At 54.6% G+C, this 21,392-nt stretch carries 14 protein-coding genes, 3 tRNA genes, 3 rRNA genes and 1 riboswitch; of the genes, 15 read left to right on the top strand and 5 right to left on the bottom strand.

The annotated features are described in order from the left end of the window. Positions 1–134: 134 nt before the first annotated feature. A complete protein-coding gene (gene argE / locus HCK03_RS25570; protein WP_041143450.1) occupies positions 135–1,286 on the bottom strand; it encodes an acetylornithine deacetylase in 1,152 nt (383 codons plus the stop codon). Positions 1,287–1,465: 179 nt separating this feature from the next. On the opposite strand from argE, the gene argC reads away from it, so the two are divergent. The 4 genes from argC (at position 1,466) to oxyR (ending at position 5,894) form a co-directional block, all read left to right on the top strand. After that, on the top strand, positions 1,466–2,470 hold the full coding sequence (gene argC, locus HCK03_RS25565) for an N-acetyl-gamma-glutamyl-phosphate reductase (protein ID WP_167692356.1): 1,005 nt from the start codon (positions 1,466–1,468) through the stop codon (positions 2,468–2,470). A 6-nt stretch (positions 2,471–2,476) separates the two neighbouring features. Further along, positions 2,477–3,253: an acetylglutamate kinase gene (gene argB / locus HCK03_RS25560; protein WP_115193831.1), complete on the top strand. Its 777-nt coding sequence runs from the start codon at positions 2,477–2,479 to the stop codon at positions 3,251–3,253. A gap of 70 nt (positions 3,254–3,323) precedes the next feature. Beyond that, positions 3,324–4,697 (top strand): argininosuccinate lyase, encoded by a 1,374-nt coding sequence (gene argH, locus HCK03_RS25555; protein ID WP_167692355.1) that lies wholly within the window; start codon positions 3,324–3,326, stop codon positions 4,695–4,697. A gap of 279 nt (positions 4,698–4,976) precedes the next feature. Beyond that, complete coding sequence (gene oxyR, locus HCK03_RS25550; RefSeq protein WP_041143454.1) at positions 4,977–5,894, top strand: DNA-binding transcriptional regulator OxyR; 918 nt, start codon at positions 4,977–4,979, stop codon at positions 5,892–5,894. Here the strand turns inward: oxyR and sthA are convergent. Then, on the bottom strand, positions 5,877–7,277 hold the full coding sequence (gene sthA / locus HCK03_RS25545) for a Si-specific NAD(P)(+) transhydrogenase (protein ID WP_041143455.1): 1,401 nt from the start codon (positions 7,275–7,277) through the stop codon (positions 5,877–5,879). The two genes, oxyR and sthA, sit on opposite strands and share 18 nt — an antisense overlap. A gap of 195 nt (positions 7,278–7,472) precedes the next feature. On the opposite strand from sthA, the gene fabR reads away from it, so the two are divergent. Further along, the gene (fabR, locus tag HCK03_RS25540) at positions 7,473–8,108 is read left to right on the top strand and encodes an HTH-type transcriptional repressor FabR (protein WP_041143456.1); all 636 of its coding nucleotides are present in this window, start codon (positions 7,473–7,475) and stop codon (positions 8,106–8,108) included. Positions 8,109–8,123: 15 nt separating this feature from the next. Further along, positions 8,124–8,483: a YijD family membrane protein gene (locus HCK03_RS25535; protein ID WP_041143457.1), complete on the top strand. Its 360-nt coding sequence runs from the start codon at positions 8,124–8,126 to the stop codon at positions 8,481–8,483. 54 nt (positions 8,484–8,537) lie between these two features. On the opposite strand, the gene trmA is transcribed toward HCK03_RS25535, so the two are convergent. Continuing rightward, positions 8,538–9,638, bottom strand: coding sequence for a tRNA (uridine(54)-C5)-methyltransferase TrmA (trmA, locus tag HCK03_RS25530; RefSeq protein WP_041143458.1), 1,101 nt, complete (start codon positions 9,636–9,638; stop codon positions 8,538–8,540). Positions 9,639–9,753: 115 nt separating this feature from the next. Beyond that, positions 9,754–9,933, top strand: a riboswitch (cobalamin riboswitch). A gap of 67 nt (positions 9,934–10,000) precedes the next feature. Between trmA and btuB the strand changes: the two genes are divergently transcribed. The 8 genes from btuB to HCK03_RS25490 all read left to right on the top strand — a co-directional run bounded on the left by btuB (position 10,001) and on the right by HCK03_RS25490 (position 18,340). Then, positions 10,001–11,851: a TonB-dependent vitamin B12 receptor BtuB gene (btuB, locus tag HCK03_RS25525; protein ID WP_115193829.1), complete on the top strand. Its 1,851-nt coding sequence runs from the start codon at positions 10,001–10,003 to the stop codon at positions 11,849–11,851. Continuing rightward, positions 11,796–12,647: a glutamate racemase gene (gene murI, locus HCK03_RS25520; protein ID WP_115193828.1), complete on the top strand. Its 852-nt coding sequence runs from the start codon at positions 11,796–11,798 to the stop codon at positions 12,645–12,647. Before btuB ends, murI begins: the two co-directional genes overlap by 56 nt. Before the next feature lie 393 nt (positions 12,648–13,040). Then, positions 13,041–14,582: ribosomal RNA gene (locus HCK03_RS25515) — 16S ribosomal RNA — on the top strand. 85 nt (positions 14,583–14,667) lie between these two features. Further along, a tRNA-Glu gene (locus HCK03_RS25510) sits at positions 14,668–14,743 on the top strand. Positions 14,744–14,960: 217 nt separating this feature from the next. Next, positions 14,961–17,868: ribosomal RNA gene (locus tag HCK03_RS25505) — 23S ribosomal RNA — on the top strand. A 95-nt stretch (positions 17,869–17,963) separates the two neighbouring features. Next, positions 17,964–18,079: ribosomal RNA gene (gene rrf / locus HCK03_RS25500) — 5S ribosomal RNA — on the top strand. The 16S, 23S and 5S rRNA genes sit together here with 3 tRNA genes alongside, the layout of an rRNA operon. A gap of 54 nt (positions 18,080–18,133) precedes the next feature. Then, a tRNA-Asp gene (locus HCK03_RS25495) sits at positions 18,134–18,210 on the top strand. Between the two features lie 54 nt (positions 18,211–18,264). Continuing rightward, positions 18,265–18,340 (top strand) — tRNA-Trp (locus HCK03_RS25490). Positions 18,341–18,434: 94 nt separating this feature from the next. Here the strand turns inward: HCK03_RS25490 and hdfR are convergent. Then, on the bottom strand, positions 18,435–19,256 hold the full coding sequence (hdfR, locus tag HCK03_RS25485) for an HTH-type transcriptional regulator HdfR (RefSeq protein ID WP_041143461.1): 822 nt from the start codon (positions 19,254–19,256) through the stop codon (positions 18,435–18,437). A gap of 118 nt (positions 19,257–19,374) precedes the next feature. Between hdfR and HCK03_RS25480 the strand changes: the two genes are divergently transcribed. Next, positions 19,375–19,713: a MaoP family protein gene (locus HCK03_RS25480; protein WP_041143462.1), complete on the top strand. Its 339-nt coding sequence runs from the start codon at positions 19,375–19,377 to the stop codon at positions 19,711–19,713. A gap of 23 nt (positions 19,714–19,736) precedes the next feature. On the opposite strand, the gene HCK03_RS25475 is transcribed toward HCK03_RS25480, so the two are convergent. Beyond that, positions 19,737–21,257, bottom strand: coding sequence for a YifB family Mg chelatase-like AAA ATPase (locus HCK03_RS25475; protein WP_167692354.1), 1,521 nt, complete (start codon positions 21,255–21,257; stop codon positions 19,737–19,739). Between the last annotated feature and the right edge of the window lie 135 nt (positions 21,258–21,392).

Raw genomic sequence — 21,392 nt, 5'->3', positions numbered from 1 at the left:
AATCGCTTCAGCAAACGAATAAATGGCGGCAATTTGCGAAATTTAACTCAGAGGTCGCTTGATAAGCATTGCTTATGGAAATGTGACAATTGTCACTGTCCCGCCCCTGGATACAGGGCGGGAAAAGCGCGATTTTAGTGCCAGCAGAAATGATGCACGACCTGGGTTATCAGCTCGCGGGTCGGCTTAATAAACCGGGTTTCCAGATATTCGTCCGGCTGGTGGGCCTGGTTGATTGAGCCAGGACCGAGAACCAGCGTCGGGCAGATAGTCTGGATAAACGGCGCTTCGGTACAGTAGTTGACGACCTCGGTTTGTGCGCCGAGCAGTTTTTCAACCACCTGTACGAGCTGATGATCCGGCGGGCATTCGTAGCCGGGGATTGGCGGATGGAGCTCGCTCACGGTTAAACGACCCGGCCAGCGTTCGCTGACCGGCGCCAGCGCTTCATCCAGCAGCCCGTTGAGATCGTTGAGAGTCATGCCCGGCAGCGGACGAATATCCATATGCAGCTCGCAGCAGGCGCAGATGCGGTTAGATGCGTCGCCGCCGTGAATCGATCCGAGGTTGAGCGTCGGGTAGGGTACGGTGAAGGCGGCAAAGTGGTAGCGCTCCTTCAGCGCATCGCGCAGCTGCATGATGCGGCCAATGGCGTCGTGCATGAGCTCAATGGCGTTAACCCCGCGCGCCGGATCGCTGGAGTGACCCGACTGGCCCTGCACGCGAACGGCGGTGGAGATATGGCCCTTGTGCGCTCGCACCGGCTGCAGGGACGTTGGTTCGCCGATAATCGCGCAGTCCGGGCGCAGCCGGGTGGTTTCGGCAAAGTAGCGGGCCCCGGCCATGCTGGTCTCTTCATCGGCGGTGGCCAGAATATAGAGCGGCTTTTTGAGTTTACTGACGTCAACATCGCGCAGGGCGTCAAGAATAAAGGCGAAGAAGCCCTTCATGTCGGCGGTGCCGAGACCGTAAAGCTTGTTGTCGTGCTCGGTAAGGGCGAACGGATCGCGGGTCCAGCGGCCATCATCGAACGGCACGGTATCGGTATGCCCGGCGAGCAGCAGGCCGCCGGCGCCCTGGCCGGTGCTGGCCAGCATGTTAAATTTATTGCGCGTATCCGGCACCGGCTGAACTTCGACATTGAAGCCAATTTCGCGAAACCAGCCTGCCAGCAAATTGATTAAAGTCTCATTGCTCTGATCCAGCGACTCTTCGGTTGCGCTGATGGAAGGTGTGGCGATCAATGCGCGGTAAATCTCGATGAACGGCGGTAAATTGTTTTTCATTGTTGACACACCTCGGGTCATGATAGTATCAATATTCATGCAGTATTTGTGAATAAAAATACATTATCGTTGAGCGTAAGAAAACCCATCGAATGTAAGGAAATACTCTTACGGCTCAACAGGGTGAGGAAGATAACGGTCTTCCCAGGCAAACAGATGTAAGAAGGTGAAGAGCCCCAATGTTGAATACGCTGATAGTGGGTGCCAGCGGCTATGCCGGCGCAGAGCTAGTGACCTATGTAAATCGCCATCCTCATATGACCATAACCGCTTTGACGGTCTCCTCGCAAAGTAATGATGCGGGGAAATTAATTTCCGATTTACATCCGCAGCTGAAAGGCATTGTCGATCTGCCGCTGCAGCCAATGTCAGATATCAGCGAATTTAGCGACGGGGTGGATGTCGTTTTCCTCGCGACCGCTCATGAAGTGAGCCACGACCTGGCGCCGCAGTTTCTTGCCGCCGGCTGCGTGGTGTTCGATCTCTCCGGCGCGTTCCGCGTGAACGACGGCGCCTTCTACGAGAAATATTACGGCTTTACCCATCAGCATCCGGCGCTGCTTGAGCAGGCGGTATATGGCCTGGCCGAGTGGAGCGTCGAGCGGCTGAAAGAGGCCAGTTTAGTCGCCGTTCCCGGCTGCTACCCGACCGCGGCCCAGCTGTCGTTAAAACCGCTGATCGATGCCGGGCTGCTGGATCTGACTCAGTGGCCGGTGATCAACGCGACCAGCGGCGTGAGCGGAGCGGGCCGTAAGGCATCGATCGGCAACAGCTTCTGTGAAGTGAGCCTGCAGCCGTACGGCGTCTTCACCCATCGTCATCACCCGGAAATCTCTACTCACCTTGGTGCTGAGGTTATTTTTACCCCGCATCTGGGCAACTTTAAGCGCGGCATTCTGGAAACCATCACCTGTCGCCTGAAGCCGGGCGTGAGCAAAGAGCAGGTGGCCGCCGTTTTCCAGCAGGCTTACGCCGATAAACCGCTGGTACGTTTATACGATAACGCGCTGCCGGCATTGAAAAACGTCGTGGGTCTGCCATTCTGTGATATCGGTTTTGCGGTCCAGGATCAGCATATCATCGTGGTCGCGGCGGAAGATAACCTGCTTAAAGGCGCAGCGGCGCAGGCAGTACAGTGCGCGAATATTCGTTTCGGCTTCGCTGAGACGCAGTCTCTTATTTAAGGTGTGATGATGAACCCATTAATTATCAAACTCGGCGGCGTGCTGCTGGATAGCGAAGAAGCGCTGGAGCGCCTGTTTACCGCGCTGGTGAACTACCGTGAAACGCATCAGCGTCCGCTGATTATCGTGCACGGCGGCGGCTGCGTGGTCGATGAGCTGATGAAGCAGCTTAACCTGCCGGTAAGCAAGAAAAATGGGCTGCGGGTAACGCCGGCGGATCAAATCGACATTATTACCGGCGCGCTGGCGGGCACCGCCAATAAAACGCTGCTGGCGTGGGCGAAAAAGCACGGCATTGCCAGCGTAGGCCTGTTCCTCGGCGATGGCGATAGCGTTAAGGTGACCCAGCTTGCCGAAGATCTGGGGCACGTTGGCCTGGCCCAGCCGGGCTCGCCGGCGCTGATTAATACCCTGCTGGCGGGCGGCTACCTGCCGGTGGTGAGCTCTATCGGCGTAACCGATGAAGGGCTGCTGATGAACGTCAACGCCGATCAGGCCGCGACCGCGCTGGCGGCTACGCTCGGCGCCGATCTGATCCTGCTTTCCGACGTCAGCGGTATCCTGGATGGCAAAGGTCAGCGCATCGCGGAGATGACCGCGGAGAAGGCGGAACAGCTGATTGAACAGGGTATTATTACCGACGGCATGATCGTAAAAGTGAACGCCGCGCTGGATGCGGCACGCGCGCTGGGTCGCCCGGTGGATATTGCCTCCTGGCGCCACGCGGAGCAGCTGCCGGCGCTGTTTAACGGCACGCCGATCGGCACGCGTATTCTGGCCTGATTGAAAACATTTGCAGACGGGGAGCGCAGGGCTTCCCGGCAGAAATAAACAAATTTGAAGGAATCACATTATGGCACTTTGGGGCGGGCGTTTTACTCAGGCAGCAGATCAGCGGTTCAAACAGTTCAACGACTCTTTGCGCTTCGACTATCGCCTGGCGGAGCAGGATATCATTGGCTCTGTTGCCTGGTCCAAAGCGCTGGTGACGGTTGGCGTGTTGAGCGTCAGCGAACAGCTGGAGCTGGAAGAGGCGCTGGGCATCCTGCTGGAAGAGGTGCGGGCTAACCCGCAGCAAATCCTTGAAAGCGATGCTGAAGATATTCACAGCTGGGTGGAAGGCAAGCTGATCGACAAAGTCGGCCAGCTGGGTAAGAAGCTGCATACCGGCCGTAGCCGTAACGATCAGGTGGCGACGGACCTCAAGCTGTGGTGCAAGGACACTATCGCCGAGCTGCTTTCTGCGAATCGCCAGCTGCAGGGCGCGCTGGTTGAAACGGCGCAGAGTAATCAGGATGCCGTGATGCCGGGCTACACCCACCTGCAGCGCGCGCAGCCGGTGACCTTTGCCCACTGGTGCCTGGCCTATGTAGAGATGCTGGCGCGCGATGAAAGCCGTCTGCAGGACTCCCTGAAGCGCCTCGACGTTAGCCCGCTGGGCAGCGGTGCGCTGGCGGGGACCGCCTATGAAATCGATCGCGAGCAGCTGGCCGGCTGGCTGGGCTTCGCCTCGGCGACCCGCAATAGCCTCGATAGCGTCTCCGACCGTGACCACGTGCTGGAGCTGCTTTCCGGCGCCTCGATTGGGATGGTGCACCTGTCGCGTTTTGCTGAAGATCTGATTTTCTTTAATACCGGTGAAGCGGGCTTTATTGAGCTGTCCGATCGCGTGACCTCCGGCTCATCCCTGATGCCGCAGAAAAAAAACCCGGACGCGCTGGAGCTGATCCGCGGCAAGTGCGGCCGCGTTCAGGGCGCGCTGACCGGTATGATGATGACGCTGAAAGGCCTGCCGTTGGCCTACAACAAAGATATGCAGGAAGATAAAGAAGGGCTGTTTGACGCGCTCGACACCTGGCTTGACTGCCTGCATATGGCCGCGCTGGTGCTGGACGGCATTCAGGTGAAGCGTCCGCGTTGCGAAGAAGCGGCGCAGCAGGGTTACGCCAATGCGACCGAGCTGGCGGATTACCTGGTGGCGAAAGGCGTACCTTTCCGTGAAGCGCACCATATTGTCGGCGAAGCGGTAGTCGAGGCGATTGCGCAAGGTAAGCCGCTGGAAGCGCTGGCACTGGCCGACCTGCAGAAATTTAGCAGCGTGATTGCCGATGATGTCTACCCGATTCTGTCGCTGCAGTCCTGCCTGGATAAGCGCGCGGCCAAAGGCGGCGTTTCGCCGAAGCAGGTTGCGCAGGCGATCGCCGATGCGCAGCAGCGCCTGGCGTGAACCGCTAGCCCGCTGGCCCTGAGCGGTGTCTCAGGCAACGAAAATGAGAAGCTCGAGCGATGCTCGGGCTTTTTTATGCAAAAAAAAGCGGACACGAGGTCCGCAAAAGTTCACGTTGGCTTTAGTTGTTCGGTTAGGGAAAGCGCTGAGGCTATACGGTGATGTTCTGATACCGGCCTCGTTTCTGGGTTTATTATTGAACAGAAAACTTGATAGGGATAATCGTTCGTTGCTATGCTATCTATCGCCATGAACTATCATGGCGACGGAGGATGAATAATGAATATTCGCGATCTTGAATACCTGGTTGCGCTAGCCGAGCACCGCCACTTCCGGCGCGCGGCGGACTCTTGCCACGTCAGCCAACCCACGCTTAGCGGGCAAATCCGCAAGCTGGAGGATGAGCTTGGGGTCATGCTGCTGGAGCGTACCAGCCGTAAGGTTCTGTTTACCCAGGCGGGGCTGCTGCTGGTGGATCAGGCGCGTACGGTGTTGCGCGAAGTAAAAGTGCTCAAGGAAATGGCAAGCCAACAGGGCGAGACAATGTCCGGGCCGCTGCATATTGGCTTGATCCCAACGATTGGCCCATATCTGCTGCCGCAGATTATCCCGATGCTGCACCAGACTTTTCCCAAGCTGGAAATGTATCTGCATGAAGCCCAAACCCATCAGCTGCTGGCCCAGCTGGATAGCGGCAAGCTTGACTGCGCTATCCTGGCGCTGGTTAAAGAGAGCGAAGCCTTTATTGAGGTACCGCTGTTTGATGAGCCGATGATGCTGGCTATCTATGAAGATCATCCGTGGGCCAACCGCGACCGCGTGCCGATGTCCGATTTAGCCGGGGAAAAGCTGCTGATGCTGGAAGATGGCCACTGCCTGCGCGATCAGGCGATGGGCTTCTGTTTTGAGGCCGGCGCCGATGAAGATACCCATTTCCGCGCCACCAGTCTTGAAACGCTGCGTAACATGGTTGCTGCCGGGAGCGGAATTACCCTGCTGCCTGCGCTCGCGGTGCCGCAGGAGAGAAGACGCGATGGCGTGGTGTACATTCCGTGCATTAAGCCTGAGCCGCGACGCACCATTGGGCTGGTTTATCGCCCCGGTTCGCCGCTGCGCAGCCGCTATGAACATCTGGCGGAGGCCATCCGTAGCACCATGGATGGCCACTTCGATGAAGCGTTAAAACAGGCGGTTTAAGCCATTTAACGCCGCTACCCGATAGGCTTCCGCCATCGTCGGGTAGTTAAAGGTGGTGTTGACGAAGTACTCAATGGTGTTACCGCCACCTTTCTGCTCCATAATCGCCTGGCCGATGTGAATAATCTCGGCCGCGCGCTCGCCAAAGCAATGAATACCCAGGATCTCTTTGGTTTCCCTGTGGAACAGGATTTTCAGGGTTCCCACGCTCATCCCGACGATCTGCGCGCGCGCCAGATGCTTGAACTGCGCGCGGCCCACTTCATAAGGGACCTTCATGGCGGTCAGCTGCTGTTCGGTTTTACCCACCGAGCTGATTTCCGGAATGGTATAGATGCCGGTCGGAATATCTTCAATCAGATGGGCTGAAGCCTCGCCTTTAATCAGCGCCTGCGCGGCGATGCGTCCCTGATCGTAAGCGGCCGAAGCCAGGCTCGGATAGCCAATGACGTCGCCAACGGCATAGATATGCGGCAGCGCGGTCTGGTACATGCTGTTGACCTTCAGCTGGCCGCGGCTGTCGGTCTGCAGACCGATATTTTCCAGCGCCAGGGAGTCGGTATTGCCGGTACGACCGTTGGCATACAGCAGGCAGTCCGCCTTCAGCTTTTTGCCCGATTTCAGATGCATGATCACGCCATCATCCACGGCTTCAATCTTCTCGTACTCTTCGTTGTGACGAATCACCACGCCGCTGTTCCAGAAGTGATAGGAGAGGGAGTCGGACATCTCCTGATCGAGGAACGCCAGCAGCCGATCGCGGGTGTTGATCAGATCCACCTTCACTTCCATACCGCGGAAGATTGACGCGTATTCGCAGCCGATGACCCCTGCGCCGTAGATGATCACATGGCGCGGCTCGTGCTGAAGGCTGAGGATGGAGTCGCTGTCGTACACGCGCGGGTGGGAAAAGTCGACATCCGTCGGGTGATACGGGCGGGAGCCGCAGGCGATAACGAATTTTTCTGCAGTGACCGTCTCAACGGTGCCGTCGTGACACTCCAGGGCTAGCGTATGTTCATCAACGAAGTGCGCGTTGCCCTGCAGGATTTCGCAGTGGTTACGCTCATAGAACCCCTGACGCATATGGGTCTGCTGGTTAATGACGCTGTCGGCATGGTTAAGAATGTCGGCGAAGGAGGAGCGAAGAAGGCGGGAGTGGTCGCTGTAGAGAGGGTTTTGGTTAAACTCGATAATACGGCTGACGGCGTGGCGGAGCGCTTTCGACGGGATGGTTCCCCAGTGGGTACAGCCACCGCCGACGTTATGGTAGCGTTCAATAACGGCAACGCGTGCTCCCTGCTTAACCAGTCCCATCGCAGCGCCTTCGCCGCCGGGGCCGGAACCAATTACTATTGCATCATAATCCCAAGAGTGCGACATGGCATTACTCACCTGTTTTATACAGAAAATAAACACGATGATAACATTCGCCGCAGTTTAACCCAATTATCGTTGTGCTTTTTTGCGGCATAAAAGCATGATCGGCTCGTAAACAATCTTTCACAAACCAGTGTAAACCGATTAGTTTTATCTCTGGTATAGTGCCAGCAGGGCTATTGGAAGGATTCATACAACGTGATGGGCGTAAGAGCGCTACAAAAAGAGAAAACCCGGCGTTCGCTGGTAGAAGCGGCATTTAGCCAACTTAGCGCCGAACGGAGTTTCGCCAGCTTAAGCCTGCGTGAAGTTGCGCGTGAGGCGGGGATCGCACCGACCTCCTTTTATCGTCATTTTCGCGATGTCGATGAGCTCGGTCTGACCATGGTCGATGAGAGCGGGCTGATGCTGCGTCAGCTGATGCGCCAGGCGCGCCAGCGTATTGCCAAAGGCGGCAGCGTGATTCGCACCTCGGTCTCCACCTTTATGGAGTTTATCGGCAATAACCCGAACGCTTTTCGCCTGCTGCTGCGCGAACGCTCCGGTACGTCTGCGGCGTTTCGTGCCGCCGTGGCGCGCGAGATTCAGCATTTCATCGCGGAACTTGCCGACTATTTAGAAATCGAAAACCACATGCCGCGCGCCTTTACTGAAGCGCAGGCCGAAGCGATGGTCACCATCGTATTTAGCGCCGGCGCTGAAGCGCTGGACGTCGGGCCTGAACAGCGCCGACAGTTGGAAGAACGGCTGGTGCTGCAGCTGAGAATGATCTCGAAAGGCGCGTATTACTGGTATCGCCGTGAACAAGAAAAAATATCAAATCATTCCGTATAACGTGAAGGACGAGCAATGAAACACTCAGTTCAAGATAAAGGTACGCTGCTGCTGGCGCTGATCGCTGGCCTGTCGATTAACGGAACCTTCGCCGCGTTGTTCAGCTCGATTGTTCCCTTTTCCATTTTCCCGGTACTGTCTCTGCTGCTGACGGTCTACTGTCTGCACCAGCGCTATCAGAACCGGAGTATGCCCGTGGGGCTGCCGGGCCTGGCTGCTGCCTGTTTCATTCTCGGGGTTCTGCTATATAGCACCGTGGTGCGTGCGGAATATCCGGACATCGGCTCTAACTTCTTCCCGGCCGTGCTGTCGGTCATTACGGTATTCTGGATAGGCTACCGGGTGCGTAACCGGAAGGATGCGGCGGCAGAGTAACCGCTTTATGTCAGAACCCGGCAGGCATCGCGGGCCGGGTTCTGTGAACATCGCCTACCTGCGGGTTAATAAGACGCCGCATTCCATATGATGGGTGTACGGGAACTGATCGAACAGCGCCAGACGCGTAATATCGTGGGTCTGGCTGAGGGTTTCCAGGTTCTGACAGAGCGTCTCCGGGTTGCAGGAGATGTACAGAATTCGCGGATACGCCTGCACCATTTTCTCGGTTTCGCTATCCAGCCCGCTGCGCGGCGGATCGACAAAAATCGTCTCACAGCGGTAACTTTTCAGATCGATACCCTGCAGGCGAGTAAACTCCCGCACGCCGTTCATTGCCTGAGTAAACTCCTCTGCCGCCATACGGATAATCTGCACGTTATCGATATGGTTGGCCGCAATGTTGTACTGCGCCGCGGCGACGGAAGGTTTAGCGATTTCCGTGGCCAGCACGCGATCGAAATTACGCGCCAGCGCCAGGGAGAAGTTGCCGTTGCCGCAGTATAGCTCCAGCAGATCTCCGGTTGCCCCCTGCGTACTCTCCAGCGCCCACTCCAGCATCTGAATATTCATCGCCGCATTTGGCTGGGTGAAGCTGTTCTCAACCTGACGGTAGATCATCTCACGGCCGGCTACCGGCAGGCGTTCATCGATGTAGTCCCGATCGAGCTCGATTTTCGTTTTGGTTGCCCGGCCAATCAGGTGCACGTTGAGATTTTGCGCGCGCAGCGCGTCGCGCAATGCTTCCGCCTGCTGACGCCACTCGTCACCGAGTTTTTTGTGATACAGCAGCGTTACCACGGCCTGGTTGCTCATGGTCGTCAGGTAGTCGACCTGGAACAGCTTATGGCGAAGAACCGGGTTATCGCGCACGCCGTCGAGGATGGCGACCATCAGCTGATTGATAAGCTCGCTGGCCGCCGGGAAGCTATCGACGCGAATTCGCGATTTGGTCTGCTGGTCAAACATGATGTGGTAGAGATCGTCCCCATCGTGCCACAGGCGGAACTCTGCGCGCATGCGATAGTGGCTGACCGGCGAACGAAATACCTCCGGAACCGGTGCGGCAAAAGGTGCCATCATTTTTTGCAAACGAATGACTTTCTCTGCCAGCTGCGCTTCATATTGTTCGGTTGGAAGGTGTTCGGGGGTCATGATGCATCCTGAATAAAATAAGTACGCGGGGATTGTAGGGAAAGCATCAGGGAAGTCCAGCCCGGATGAGGGATCAAATATAATTATAGAAGTCTGGACTTCTATATGTTTCTGATTATAGCATTGTGTAACCGGTCCTGTGAGTTAAAAGGGAACCCAGTGTAAATCTGGGGCTGACGCGCAGCGGTAAGGAAGGTGGGATGAACGCAATTTGCAGACACTGCCGATATCTGGTGGGAAGTCCTCATCCATAAAACGCCCCGAGCCCGAAGACCTGCCGGTATACGTCGCATTTGGTTTCTATCATCGCGTGCTACTGATGAAACCCGCGGCATCCTTTATATGTTACGGATGCTTTTACAATGATTAAAAAAGCTTCGCTGATGACGGCTCTCTCCGTCACGGCATTTTCCGGCTGGGCGCAAGACAGCAATTCAGACACGTTAGTAGTGACAGCAAATCGTTTTCAACAGCCGGTCAGTACGGTCCTTGCACCGACCGATGTGGTAACGCGTGAAGATATCGATCGCTGGCAATCAAAGGATTTAAATGACGTCATGCGTCGTCTGCCGGGCGTGGATATCGCGCAGTATGGTGGGATGGGGCAGAGCTCCTCTTTATTTGTTCGAGGTACCGAAGCGCGGCATGTTTTGGTGTTGATCGATGGCATTCCAATGTCACGGGCAGGTATTGCCAACACGATTGATATTGGACAGATTCCAGTGTCACTGGTCCAGCGAGTTGAATTTATTCGTGGCCCGCGTTCTGCGGTTTATGGTTCTGGAGCGATTGGTGGCGTGGTGAATATCATTACGATGACCGATTCAGAGCGTTCGCAGATTAATGCAGGAATGGGGACAAACGGCTACCAGCAGTATGACGGTACCTTCAATCATCGCTTCGGTGATACCGTTGTTACAGCTGCAGGCGCTTACCAGACAACCAAGGGGTTTAACGTTCAACCCGATTCAACCTACAGCGATGACAGCGATCGCGACGGCTATCGCAATAAGCTGTTTTGGGGCGGAGTACAGCATAAATTTAACAACAATTTCTCTGGTTTCTTCCGCGGCTACGGCTACTCCGCAAATGCAGACTACGATCAAGGTTCCGGGGGTTATGCGGGTGGCGGTGATGAAAACCAGAATTACACTCAGTCCTGGGATACGGGTCTGCGCTATAACTCTGGAATTTACTCGTCTCAGCTGATCGCTAACTATCAGCATAGTAAGAATTACAACTACAATGGCCAGGTCGGTCGCTATGGCCCTGGATCCAGTCTGGATGACATGGAACAGCGTTATATCCAATGGGGTAATAATGTTGAAGTGGGGCACGGGGCTATAAGCGGCGGTGTTGACTGGAAACAGGAGAAGCTACAGTCTAGCGGCACAACCAGCACAGATATCTACAAGCGTGATACCACCGGACTCTATCTGACCGGGCAGCAACAAATTGACAGCGTAACCCTGGAAGCGTCTGGACGCGAGGATCATGACGAGCAGTTTGGTTGGCACGGAACCTGGCAAACCGCAGCTGGATGGGAGTTTGTTGATGGCTATCGCGTAACGCTATCTTACGGTACCGGCTTCCTGGCACCATCGTTGGGTCAGCAATTTGGTGCTGAGCGTTTTGGGATTGCTTCAAACCCAAACCTGAAACCGGAAGAGTCGAAACAGTGGGAAGCTGGGCTTGAGGGACTCACTGGACCTGTTGACTGGCGCCTGTCTGCATATCGCTATGAGATTCAGAACCTCATCGACTACGACAATAGCGCGTACTACAACGTGAAGTCTGCGACAATTAAAGGTCTGGAGTGGACGGGTAATCTTACAACCGGTCCGGTTGATCACCACCTGACTTTGCAATATGTTGATCCACGTGATGATGAAACTGATAAGGTTCTTTATCGTCGTGCGAAACAGCAGGTGAAGTATGAATTGACGGGGAAGGTATACGATCTTGGTTGGAACGTTGCCTATCAATATATTGGTCAACGCTATGATAGTGCCTATGATTCATCAACATATACATCCCATGATGTCAAATTGGGTGGTGTTAGCCTCTGGGATGTCGGTTTATCATATCCAGTCACCTCACACCTCACAGTTCGTGGTAAAATAGCCAACCTGTTCGATAAAGATTACGAGACAGTTTATGGCTACCAAACTGCAGGACGAGAATACACCTTGTCTGGCAGCTACACCTTCTGATCCACGCCCCACCGTGCTGGTATTTGATTCCGGTGTCGGTGGGTTGTCGGTTTATAATGAGATTCGGCAGCTGCTGCCGAATCTGCATTACATCTACGCTTTCGATAACGTAGCTTTTCCTTACGGGGAGAAGAGCGAAGAGTTCATCGTTGAGCGCGTGCTCGAAATTGTCACCGCGGTTCAACGGCGTTATCCGCTGGCACTGGCCGTCATTGCCTGCAACACCGCAAGTACCGTTTCCCTTCCTGCCCTTCGTGACCGCTTTGCTTTTCCCGTTGTTGGCGTGGTTCCGGCGATTAAGCCTGCGGCGCGCTTGACGGCGAACGGCGTCGTTGGCCTGCTGGCGACGCGCGGTACGGTCAAACGCCCCTATACGCGCGAGCTGATCAGCCGCTTTGCAAATGAATGCAAGATAGAGATGCTTGGCTCCGCAGAGCTGGTTGAGCTGGCGGAAGCGAAGCTGCACGGTGAGCCGGTTCCGCTGGAGGAGCTACGACGCATTCTTCGTCCGTGGCTGAGAATGGCCGAACCGCCTGATACGGTTGTGCTGGGCTGCACCCATTTCCCTCTATTACAGGAAGAGCTGCAGCAGGTGATGCCGGAAGGGACGCGAATGATTGATTCCGGTGCCGCCATCGCCCGTCGCACCGTCTGGCTGCTGGAGCATGAAGCGCCGGATGCGAAATCCAGCGATCCAAACCTGGCATACTGCATGGCGCTGACGGCGGAAACTGAACAGCTTTTACCCGTTTTACAGCGCTACGGCTTTGAAACGCTGGAAAAACTGCCAGTTTAGGCGCGCTTTGGTGAAAAAAGAGGCGGTTGAAAAGTTTTTTGCAAACAGGGCTTGTCAACGTCAGAGAACTCCCTATAATGCGCCTCCACTGACACGGAACAACGGCCAACACGCCGCCGGGTCAGAAGGCTCCAGCGCTGAATATCAGCCGCGAAAGCCGACAGAGAAAAGCAAAATAAACGCTTGACTCTGAATGAGGAAAACGTAATATACGGGACCTCGCGACAGAGCGCTAAAGCGCGTCGCAACTGCTCTTTAACAATTTATCAGACAATCTGTGTGGGCACTCAAAGTGACATGGATTCTTAACGTCCTCGGACGAAAAATGAATACCAAGTCTCTGAGTGAACATACGTAATTCATTACGAAGTTTAATTCACGAGCATCAAACTTAAATTGAAGAGTTTGATCATGGCTCAGATTGAACGCTGGCGGCAGGCCTAACACATGCAAGTCGAGCGGTAGCACAGAAGAGCTTGCTCTTTGGGTGACGAGCGGCGGACGGGTGAGTAATGTCTGGGAAACTGCCTGATGGAGGGGGATAACTACTGGAAACGGTAGCTAATACCGCATAACGTCGCAAGACCAAAGTGGGGGACCTTCGGGCCTCATGCCATCAGATGTGCCCAGATGGGATTAGCTAGTAGGTGAGGTAATGGCTCACCTAGGCGACGATCCCTAGCTGGTCTGAGAGGATGACCAGCCACACTGGAACTGAGACACGGTCCAGACTCCTACGGGAGGCAGCAGTGGGGAATATTGCACAATGGGCGCAAGCCTGATGCAGCCATGCCGCGTGTATGAAGAAGGCCTTCGGGTTGTAAAGTACTTTCAGCGAGGAGGAAGGCGTTAAGGTTAATAACCTTGACGATTGACGTTACTCGCAGAAGAAGCACCGGCTAACTCCGTGCCAGCAGCCGCGGTAATACGGAGGGTGCAAGCGTTAATCGGAATTACTGGGCGTAAAGCGCACGCAGGCGGTCTGTCAAGTCGGATGTGAAATCCCCGGGCTCAACCTGGGAACTGCATCCGAAACTGGCAGGCTAGAGTCTTGTAGAGGGGGGTAGAATTCCAGGTGTAGCGGTGAAATGCGTAGAGATCTGGAGGAATACCGGTGGCGAAGGCGGCCCCCTGGACAAAGACTGACGCTCAGGTGCGAAAGCGTGGGGAGCAAACAGGATTAGATACCCTGGTAGTCCACGCTGTAAACGATGTCGACTTGGAGGTTGTTCCCTTGAGGAGTGGCTTCCGGAGCTAACGCGTTAAGTCGACCGCCTGGGGAGTACGGCCGCAAGGTTAAAACTCAAATGAATTGACGGGGGCCCGCACAAGCGGTGGAGCATGTGGTTTAATTCGATGCAACGCGAAGAACCTTACCTACTCTTGACATCCAGAGAACTTAGCAGAGATGCTTTGGTGCCTTCGGGAACTCTGAGACAGGTGCTGCATGGCTGTCGTCAGCTCGTGTTGTGAAATGTTGGGTTAAGTCCCGCAACGAGCGCAACCCTTATCCTTTGTTGCCAGCGGTTCGGCCGGGAACTCAAAGGAGACTGCCAGTGATAAACTGGAGGAAGGTGGGGATGACGTCAAGTCATCATGGCCCTTACGAGTAGGGCTACACACGTGCTACAATGGCATATACAAAGAGAAGCGACCTCGCGAGAGCAAGCGGACCTCATAAAGTATGTCGTAGTCCGGATCGGAGTCTGCAACTCGACTCCGTGAAGTCGGAATCGCTAGTAATCGTGGATCAGAATGCCACGGTGAATACGTTCCCGGGCCTTGTACACACCGCCCGTCACACCATGGGAGTGGGTTGCAAAAGAAGTAGGTAGCTTAACCTTCGGGAGGGCGCTTACCACTTTGTGATTCATGACTGGGGTGAAGTCGTAACAAGGTAACCGTAGGGGAACCTGCGGTTGGATCACCTCCTTACCTAAAAGAACCTGCCTTTGTAGTGCTCACACAGATTGTCTGATGAAAAGTAAATAGCAAGGCGTCTTGCGATTGAGACTTCAGTGTCCCCTTCGTCTAGAGGCCCAGGACACCGCCCTTTCACGGCGGTAACAGGGGTTCGAATCCCCTAGGGGACGCCACTTGCTGGTTTGTGAGTGAAAGTCGCCGACCCCCATATCTCAAAACTAACTCAGTGAGTTATGTTTGAGATATTTGCTCTTTAAAAATCTGGATCAAGCTGAAAATTGAAACGACACACTGTTTCCTTTCTCCGTAATAAGAAAGGAAAAACGGTGTGTTCGAGTCTCTCAAATTTTCACAACACGACCTGTTTTACGAAACAGCTTCGGGTTGTGAGGTTAAGCGACTAAGCGTACACGGTGGATGCCCTGGCAGTCAGAGGCGATGAAGGACGTGCTAATCTGCGATAAGCGTCGGTAAGGTGATATGAACCGTTATAACCGGCGATTTCCGAATGGGGAAACCCAGTGTGTTTCGACACACTATCGTTAAGTGAATACATAGCTTAACGAAGCGAACCGGGGGAACTGAAACATCTAAGTACCCCGAGGAAAAGAAATCAACCGAGATTCCCCCAGTAGCGGCGAGCGAACGGGGAACAGCCCAGAACCTGAATCAGTTTGTGTGTTAGTGGAAGCGTCTGGAAAGTCGCAGGGTACAGGGTGATACTCCCGTACACTAAAATGCACATTCTGTGAGTTCGAAGAGTAGGGCGGGACACGTGGTATCCTGTCTGAATATGGGGGGACCATCCTCCAAGGCTAAATACTCCTGACTGACCGATAGTGAACCAGTACCGTGAGGGAAAGGCGAAAAGAACCCCGGCGAGGGGAGTGAAACAGAACCTGAAACCGTGTACGTACAAGCAGTGGGAGCCTCTTTTATGGGGTGACTGCGTACCTTTTGTATAATGGGTCAGCGACTTATATTCTGTAGCAAGGTTAACCGTATAGGGGAGCCGCAGGGAAACCGAGTCTTAACTGGGCGTTAAGTTGCAGGGTATAGACCCGAAACCCGGTGATCTAGCCATGGGCAGGTTGAAGGTTGGGTAACACTAACTGGAGGACCGAACCGACTAATGTTGAAAAATTAGCGGATGACTTGTGGCTGGGGGTGAAAGGCCAATCAAACCGGGAGATAGCTGGTTCTCCCCGAAAGCTATTTAGGTAGCGCCTCGTGAATTCATCTTCGGGGGTAGAGCACTGTTTCGGCTAGGGGGTCATCCCGACTTACCAACCCGATGCAAACTACGAATACCGAAGAATGTTATCACGGGAGACACACGGCGGGTGCTAACGTCCGTCGTGAAGAGGGAAACAACCCAGACCGCCAGCTAAGGTCCCAAAGTCATGGTTAAGTGGGAAACGATGTGGGAAGGCACAGACAGCCAGGATGTTGGCTTAGAAGCAGCCATCATTTAAAGAAAGCGTAATAGCTCACTGGTCGAGTCGGCCTGCGCGGAAGATGTAACGGGGCTAAACCATGCACCGAAGCTGCGGCAGCGACGCTTAGGCGTTGTTGGGTAGGGGAGCGTTCTGTAAGCCGTTGAAGGTGGCCTGTGAGGGTTGCTGGAGGTATCAGAAGTGCGAATGCTGACATAAGTAACGATAAAGCGGGTGAAAAGCCCGCTCGCCGGAAGACCAAGGGTTCCTGTCCAACGTTAATCGGGGCAGGGTGAGTCGACCCCTAAGGCGAGGCCGAAAGGCGTAGTCGATGGGAAACAGGTTAATATTCCTGTACTCGGTGTTACTGCGAAGGGGGGACGGAGAAGGCTATGTTAGCCGGGCGACGGTTGTCCCGGTTTAAGCATGTAGGCGGAGAGTTTAGGTAAATCCGGACTCTTGTTAACGCTGAGGTGTGATGACGAGGCACTACGGTGCTGAAGTAACAAATGCCCTGCTTCCAGGAAAAGCCTCTAAGCATCAGGTAACATCAAATCGTACCCCAAACCGACACAGGTGGTCAGGTAGAGAATACCAAGGCGCTTGAGAGAACTCGGGTGAAGGAACTAGGCAAAATGGTGCCGTAACTTCGGGAGAAGGCACGCTGATGGTAAGTGAAGTGACTTGCTCACGGAGCTGAAATCAGTCGAAGATACCAGCTGGCTGCAACTGTTTATTAAAAACACAGCACTGTGCAAACACGAAAGTGGACGTATACGGTGTGACGCCTGCCCGGTGCCGGAAGGTTAATTGATGGGGTTATCCGTAAGGAGAAGCTCTTGATCGAAGCCCCGGTAAACGGCGGCCGTAACTATAACGGTCCTAAGGTAGCGAAATTCCTTGTCGGGTAAGTTCCGACCTGCACGAATGGCGTAATGATGGCCAGGCTGTCTCCACCCGAGACTCAGTGAAATTGAACTCGCTGTGAAGATGCAGTGTACCCGCGGCAAGACGGAAAGACCCCGTGAACCTTTACTATAGCTTGACACTGAACATTGAGCCTTGATGTGTAGGATAGGTGGGAGGCTTTGAAGCGTGGACGCCAGTCTGCGTGGAGCCAACCTTGAAATACCACCCTTTAATGTTTGATGTTCTAACGTAGACCCGTGATCCGGGTTGCGGACAGTGTCTGGTGGGTAGTTTGACTGGGGCGGTCTCCTCCCAAAGAGTAACGGAGGAGCACGAAGGTTAGCTAATCCTGGTCGGACATCAGGAGGTTAGTGCAATGGCATAAGCTAGCTTGACTGCGAGCGTGACGGCGCGAGCAGGTGCGAAAGCAGGTCATAGTGATCCGGTGGTTCTGAATGGAAGGGCCATCGCTCAACGGATAAAAGGTACTCCGGGGATAACAGGCTGATACCGCCCAAGAGTTCATATCGACGGCGGTGTTTGGCACCTCGATGTCGGCTCATCACATCCTGGGGCTGAAGTAGGTCCCAAGGGTACGGCTGTTCGCCGTTTAAAGTGGTACGCGAGCTGGGTTTAGAACGTCGTGAGACAGTTCGGTCCCTATCTGCCGTGGGCGCTGGAGAATTGAGGGGGGCTGCTCCTAGTACGAGAGGACCGGAGTGGACGCATCACTGGTGTTCGGGTTGTCATGCCAATGGCATTGCCCGGTAGCTAAATGCGGAAAAGATAAGTGCTGAAAGCATCTAAGCACGAAACTTGCCCCGAGATGAGTTCTCCCTGACTCCTTGAGAGTCCTGAAGGAACGTTGAAGACTACGACGTTGATAGGTCGGGTGTGTAAGCGTAGCGATACGTTGAGCTAACCGATACTAATGAACCGTGAGGCTTAACCTTACAACGCCAAAGCTGTTTGGTGTGATGAATTTGAGAGATTTTCAGCTGATACAGATTAACTGACAGGCCTGATGGCGTGTTGGTAACAGAATTTGCCTGGCGGCAATAGCGCGGTGGTCCCACCTGACCCCATGCCGAACTCAGAAGTGAAACGCCGTAGCGCCGATGGTAGTGTGGGGTCTCCCCATGTGAGAGTAGGGAACTGCCAGGCATCAAATTAGCAGTAAACCGGGGCAATAAACCGGTTGTTGTAAAGAAATTCGGTGGAGCGGTAGTTCAGTCGGTTAGAATACCTGCCTGTCACGCAGGGGGTCGCGGGTTCGAGTCCCGTCCGTTCCGCCACTTATTAGAAAATTAAGCCTGCTTAACCAGCAGGCTTAATAATAAGCAGTATTTAGGGGCGTAGCTCAGTTGGTAGAGCACCGGTCTCCAAAACCGGGTGTCGCGAGTTCGAGTCTCTCCGCCCCTGCCATATAATAATCCTTTGCTTCGGCAAAGGATTTTTTTTGCCTGTAATTCCCTGGCGTTACAATCACTCAACACTCTCCGTCCCTGGAGAGATGTGCTTATTCCAGAATGCTGGTTTTTAGAATCTCACGGATCTGCGCCTGTTTATCACTGTTTTGCAACCAGATGGCGTACAGTGGGCGTGAAAGCGTGGTGCCATCCGTTACCGGGTAAAGCGCGCTCTTACCCTTTGCCCAGTGCGTTGGTAGCCACGTGCAGCCATTGAGAGGAGCGAGCTGCTGATACGCCAGCTCAGCGGAACTGGTGGTGAGCAACGGTACGTCATCACTGCCAATCAACCCGACTTCATTTTGTTGAAAGTCCGGACCCCATTCCAGTCGCAGGTAGTTCAATTCGCTTTTATTTTTAACCGGCACAGCGCAATAAAGGGTTAGGGTGAAATTACCAAGCAACTGGCTACTTAACTCATCCATCTTCGGCGATTCTGTCGTGATCAGCAGGTCAAGCTGCCGTTCATGCAGCTGTTTGACCAGCGACTGACGCTGGGCAATACGGGCCTCGAACTGCAGGTCATAGGGCTCCCTGTACAGTTTCCCCAGCCATCCGTTAAGCATGCACTCCCAAAGAGATGCGCTGCCGCCAATCGAAAACTCATTGTGTCGGGCGGAGTTGGCAACCTCTTTACGCGCCGCCTGCCAGGTATTCATCAGGGTTTCAGCGTAGGGCAGCAGCTTCTCTCCGGCTGGGGTCAAACGGATATTGTTGCGATGACGGGTAAAAAGGTTAACGCCAAGCTGATTCTCCAGCTGACGAATACGAAAGCTAACCGCTGACTGCGTCAGGTAAAGCGCCTCCGCTGCTCGCCCAAAGTGGCGAGTTCTGCTCACCTCAAGGAAAGTTTTGAGCAATTCCGTATCCACACTCTTCTCCGCAAAATTATTTGTCGTAATGATTTAAATCTTTTGTTTTACACTCTGTCAAGCGTAACTAATACTCCGCGCCATAAATAGCTCGGCCAAAGAATCAGGAGCGTGTAGGATGGCGGAAAGCTTTATGACGACTAATCGTTTTTTCGATAATAAAAATTATCCGCGCGGGTTCTCCCGTCATGGTGATTTCACCATCAAAGAGGCGCAACTGCTGGAACAGCATGGTTATGCCTTTAACGAACTGGAACTGGGTAAACGCGAACCTGTCACTGAAGATGAAAAACAGTTTGTTTCGGTATGCCGCGGCGAACGTGAGCCGGTAACCGAAGTAGAGCGCGTGTGGATTAAGTACATGGCGCGTATTAAGCGGCCTAAGCGTTTCCATACGCTCTCCGGCGGTAAACCGCAGGTAGAAGGCGCTGAAGATTACACAGAAAGCGATGATTAAGAAAAAGGGCGAAAGCCCTTTTTTTATGGCATAAGCTTTTGCAGATGGTTCAACATCCGGTCTATCGCCCGATAGCCTAGCGCCTCCTGCAGATGATGGCGTTCTATACGCGGATCGTCCTTTATATCGGCAATCGTCCTCGCCACCTTAAGCAGCCGTTGCCAGGCCCGTATAGAGAGTCCCAGCTGCGTCAGGGTCTGTTCAAGCCAGATGGCATCGTTCTTATTCAACGCGCACCAGTTTTTCATCTCATTATTGTCTAAATCAGCGTTGAGCTTATTCTGTCGGGCCAGCTGCCTCTCGCGCGTAGCAAGAACCCGCCGGCGTACCGTTGCGCTGTCCTCTCCACCACCGCCTTGCTGGCTGAGTACTCCGGGCGGCGGTAGCGGTATTTCCAAAGAGAGATCGAAGCGATCAAGGAAGGGGCCGGACAGCCGCCCCAGATAGCGCAGCGTCTGCTCGGGAGAAGCGCGATTGTGATGACCCTGATAATGTCCGGTTGGGCTGGGATTCATGGCCGCAATCAGCTGGAAATGCGCCGGATAGTCAATTTTCGCCCGGGTGCGAGAAATATGTATTTTTCCCGATTCAATTGGCTCGCGCAGGGCATCCAACACTCTGCGTTCAAACTCCGGCAGCTCGTCAAGAAACAGCACCCCATTATGGGCCAGTGAGATCTCGCCTGGCGCAGGTATGGCACCACCGCCGACCATAGCCGCGACCGAGGCGCTGTGATGCGGGGCGCGAAACGGCCTGTGGCGCCAGCGGGTGGTCGCGTAGTTGGTGCTCACCAGACTGAGAATAGCAGCGCTTTCAAGCGCCTCCTGATTGCTTAACGGGGGCAGTAATCCCGGTAACCGACTGGCAAGCATCGTTTTCCCTGTACCTGGGGGGCCGATTAACAGCAGGTTATGCCCGCCGGCAGCGACGATTTCCAGCGCGCGCTTACCCTGCTGCTGGCCAATGACGTCGCGCAAATCGTGGCGCGTTTCCTGCGGATCTTCTGCTGCGGCAACGGGAGGGGAGAGCGGGTGCTGTCCTGCCACAAAGGCGCAGACCTCCTGCAGGTGTCCGGCGATAAGGCAGTCGCTACCGCCAATCAGCCCCACTTCGGCAGCGTTATCTTCGGCAACAATAATCTGCCGTCCGGCCCTGATGGCCTCCATTGCGCTGGAGATAGCGCCGGGAACGCCGCGTAGGGCCCCTGTAAGCGCGAGCTCGCCGATAAACTCATATTGATTCAGTCCGGGAGCCTTTAGCTGCTCGGAGGCGACCAGAAGCGCGAGAGCGATAGGGAGATCGTACCGCCCTCCTTCTTTTGGCAAATCGGCAGGTGCGAGGTTAATGGTGATTTTTTTCGCCGGGAAGGTATAGCCACTGTTAATGATTGCGCTGCGCACCCGGTCACGCGCCTCCCTTACGGTAGTTTCCGGCAGCCCAACCATTGTGAGTCCGGGAAGGCCGCTGCTGATATGAACCTCAATAGTAATAAGCGGGGCGCTGATACCGAGAGCGGCCCGAGTGTAGACGATCGCGAGTGACATAGTGCCTCCTGAATGTGGGCATCATGTCGGCAACCCTGCTATTAGTCACCTGCAGGAACTGTGCTTTACGCGCCACGTTCCAGATAATTCACCACAGATCGTTACATACTTTTCGTTATTGCATCCGGCTCGCAG

Origin of the sequence: Klebsiella terrigena, assembly GCF_012029655.1 — a bacterium.
GTDB classification, from domain to species: Bacteria; Pseudomonadota; Gammaproteobacteria; order Enterobacterales; family Enterobacteriaceae; genus Klebsiella; species Klebsiella terrigena.
The sequence above is the reverse complement of the archived record's forward strand: the minus strand, read 5'-3'. Positions and strand labels throughout refer to the sequence as shown.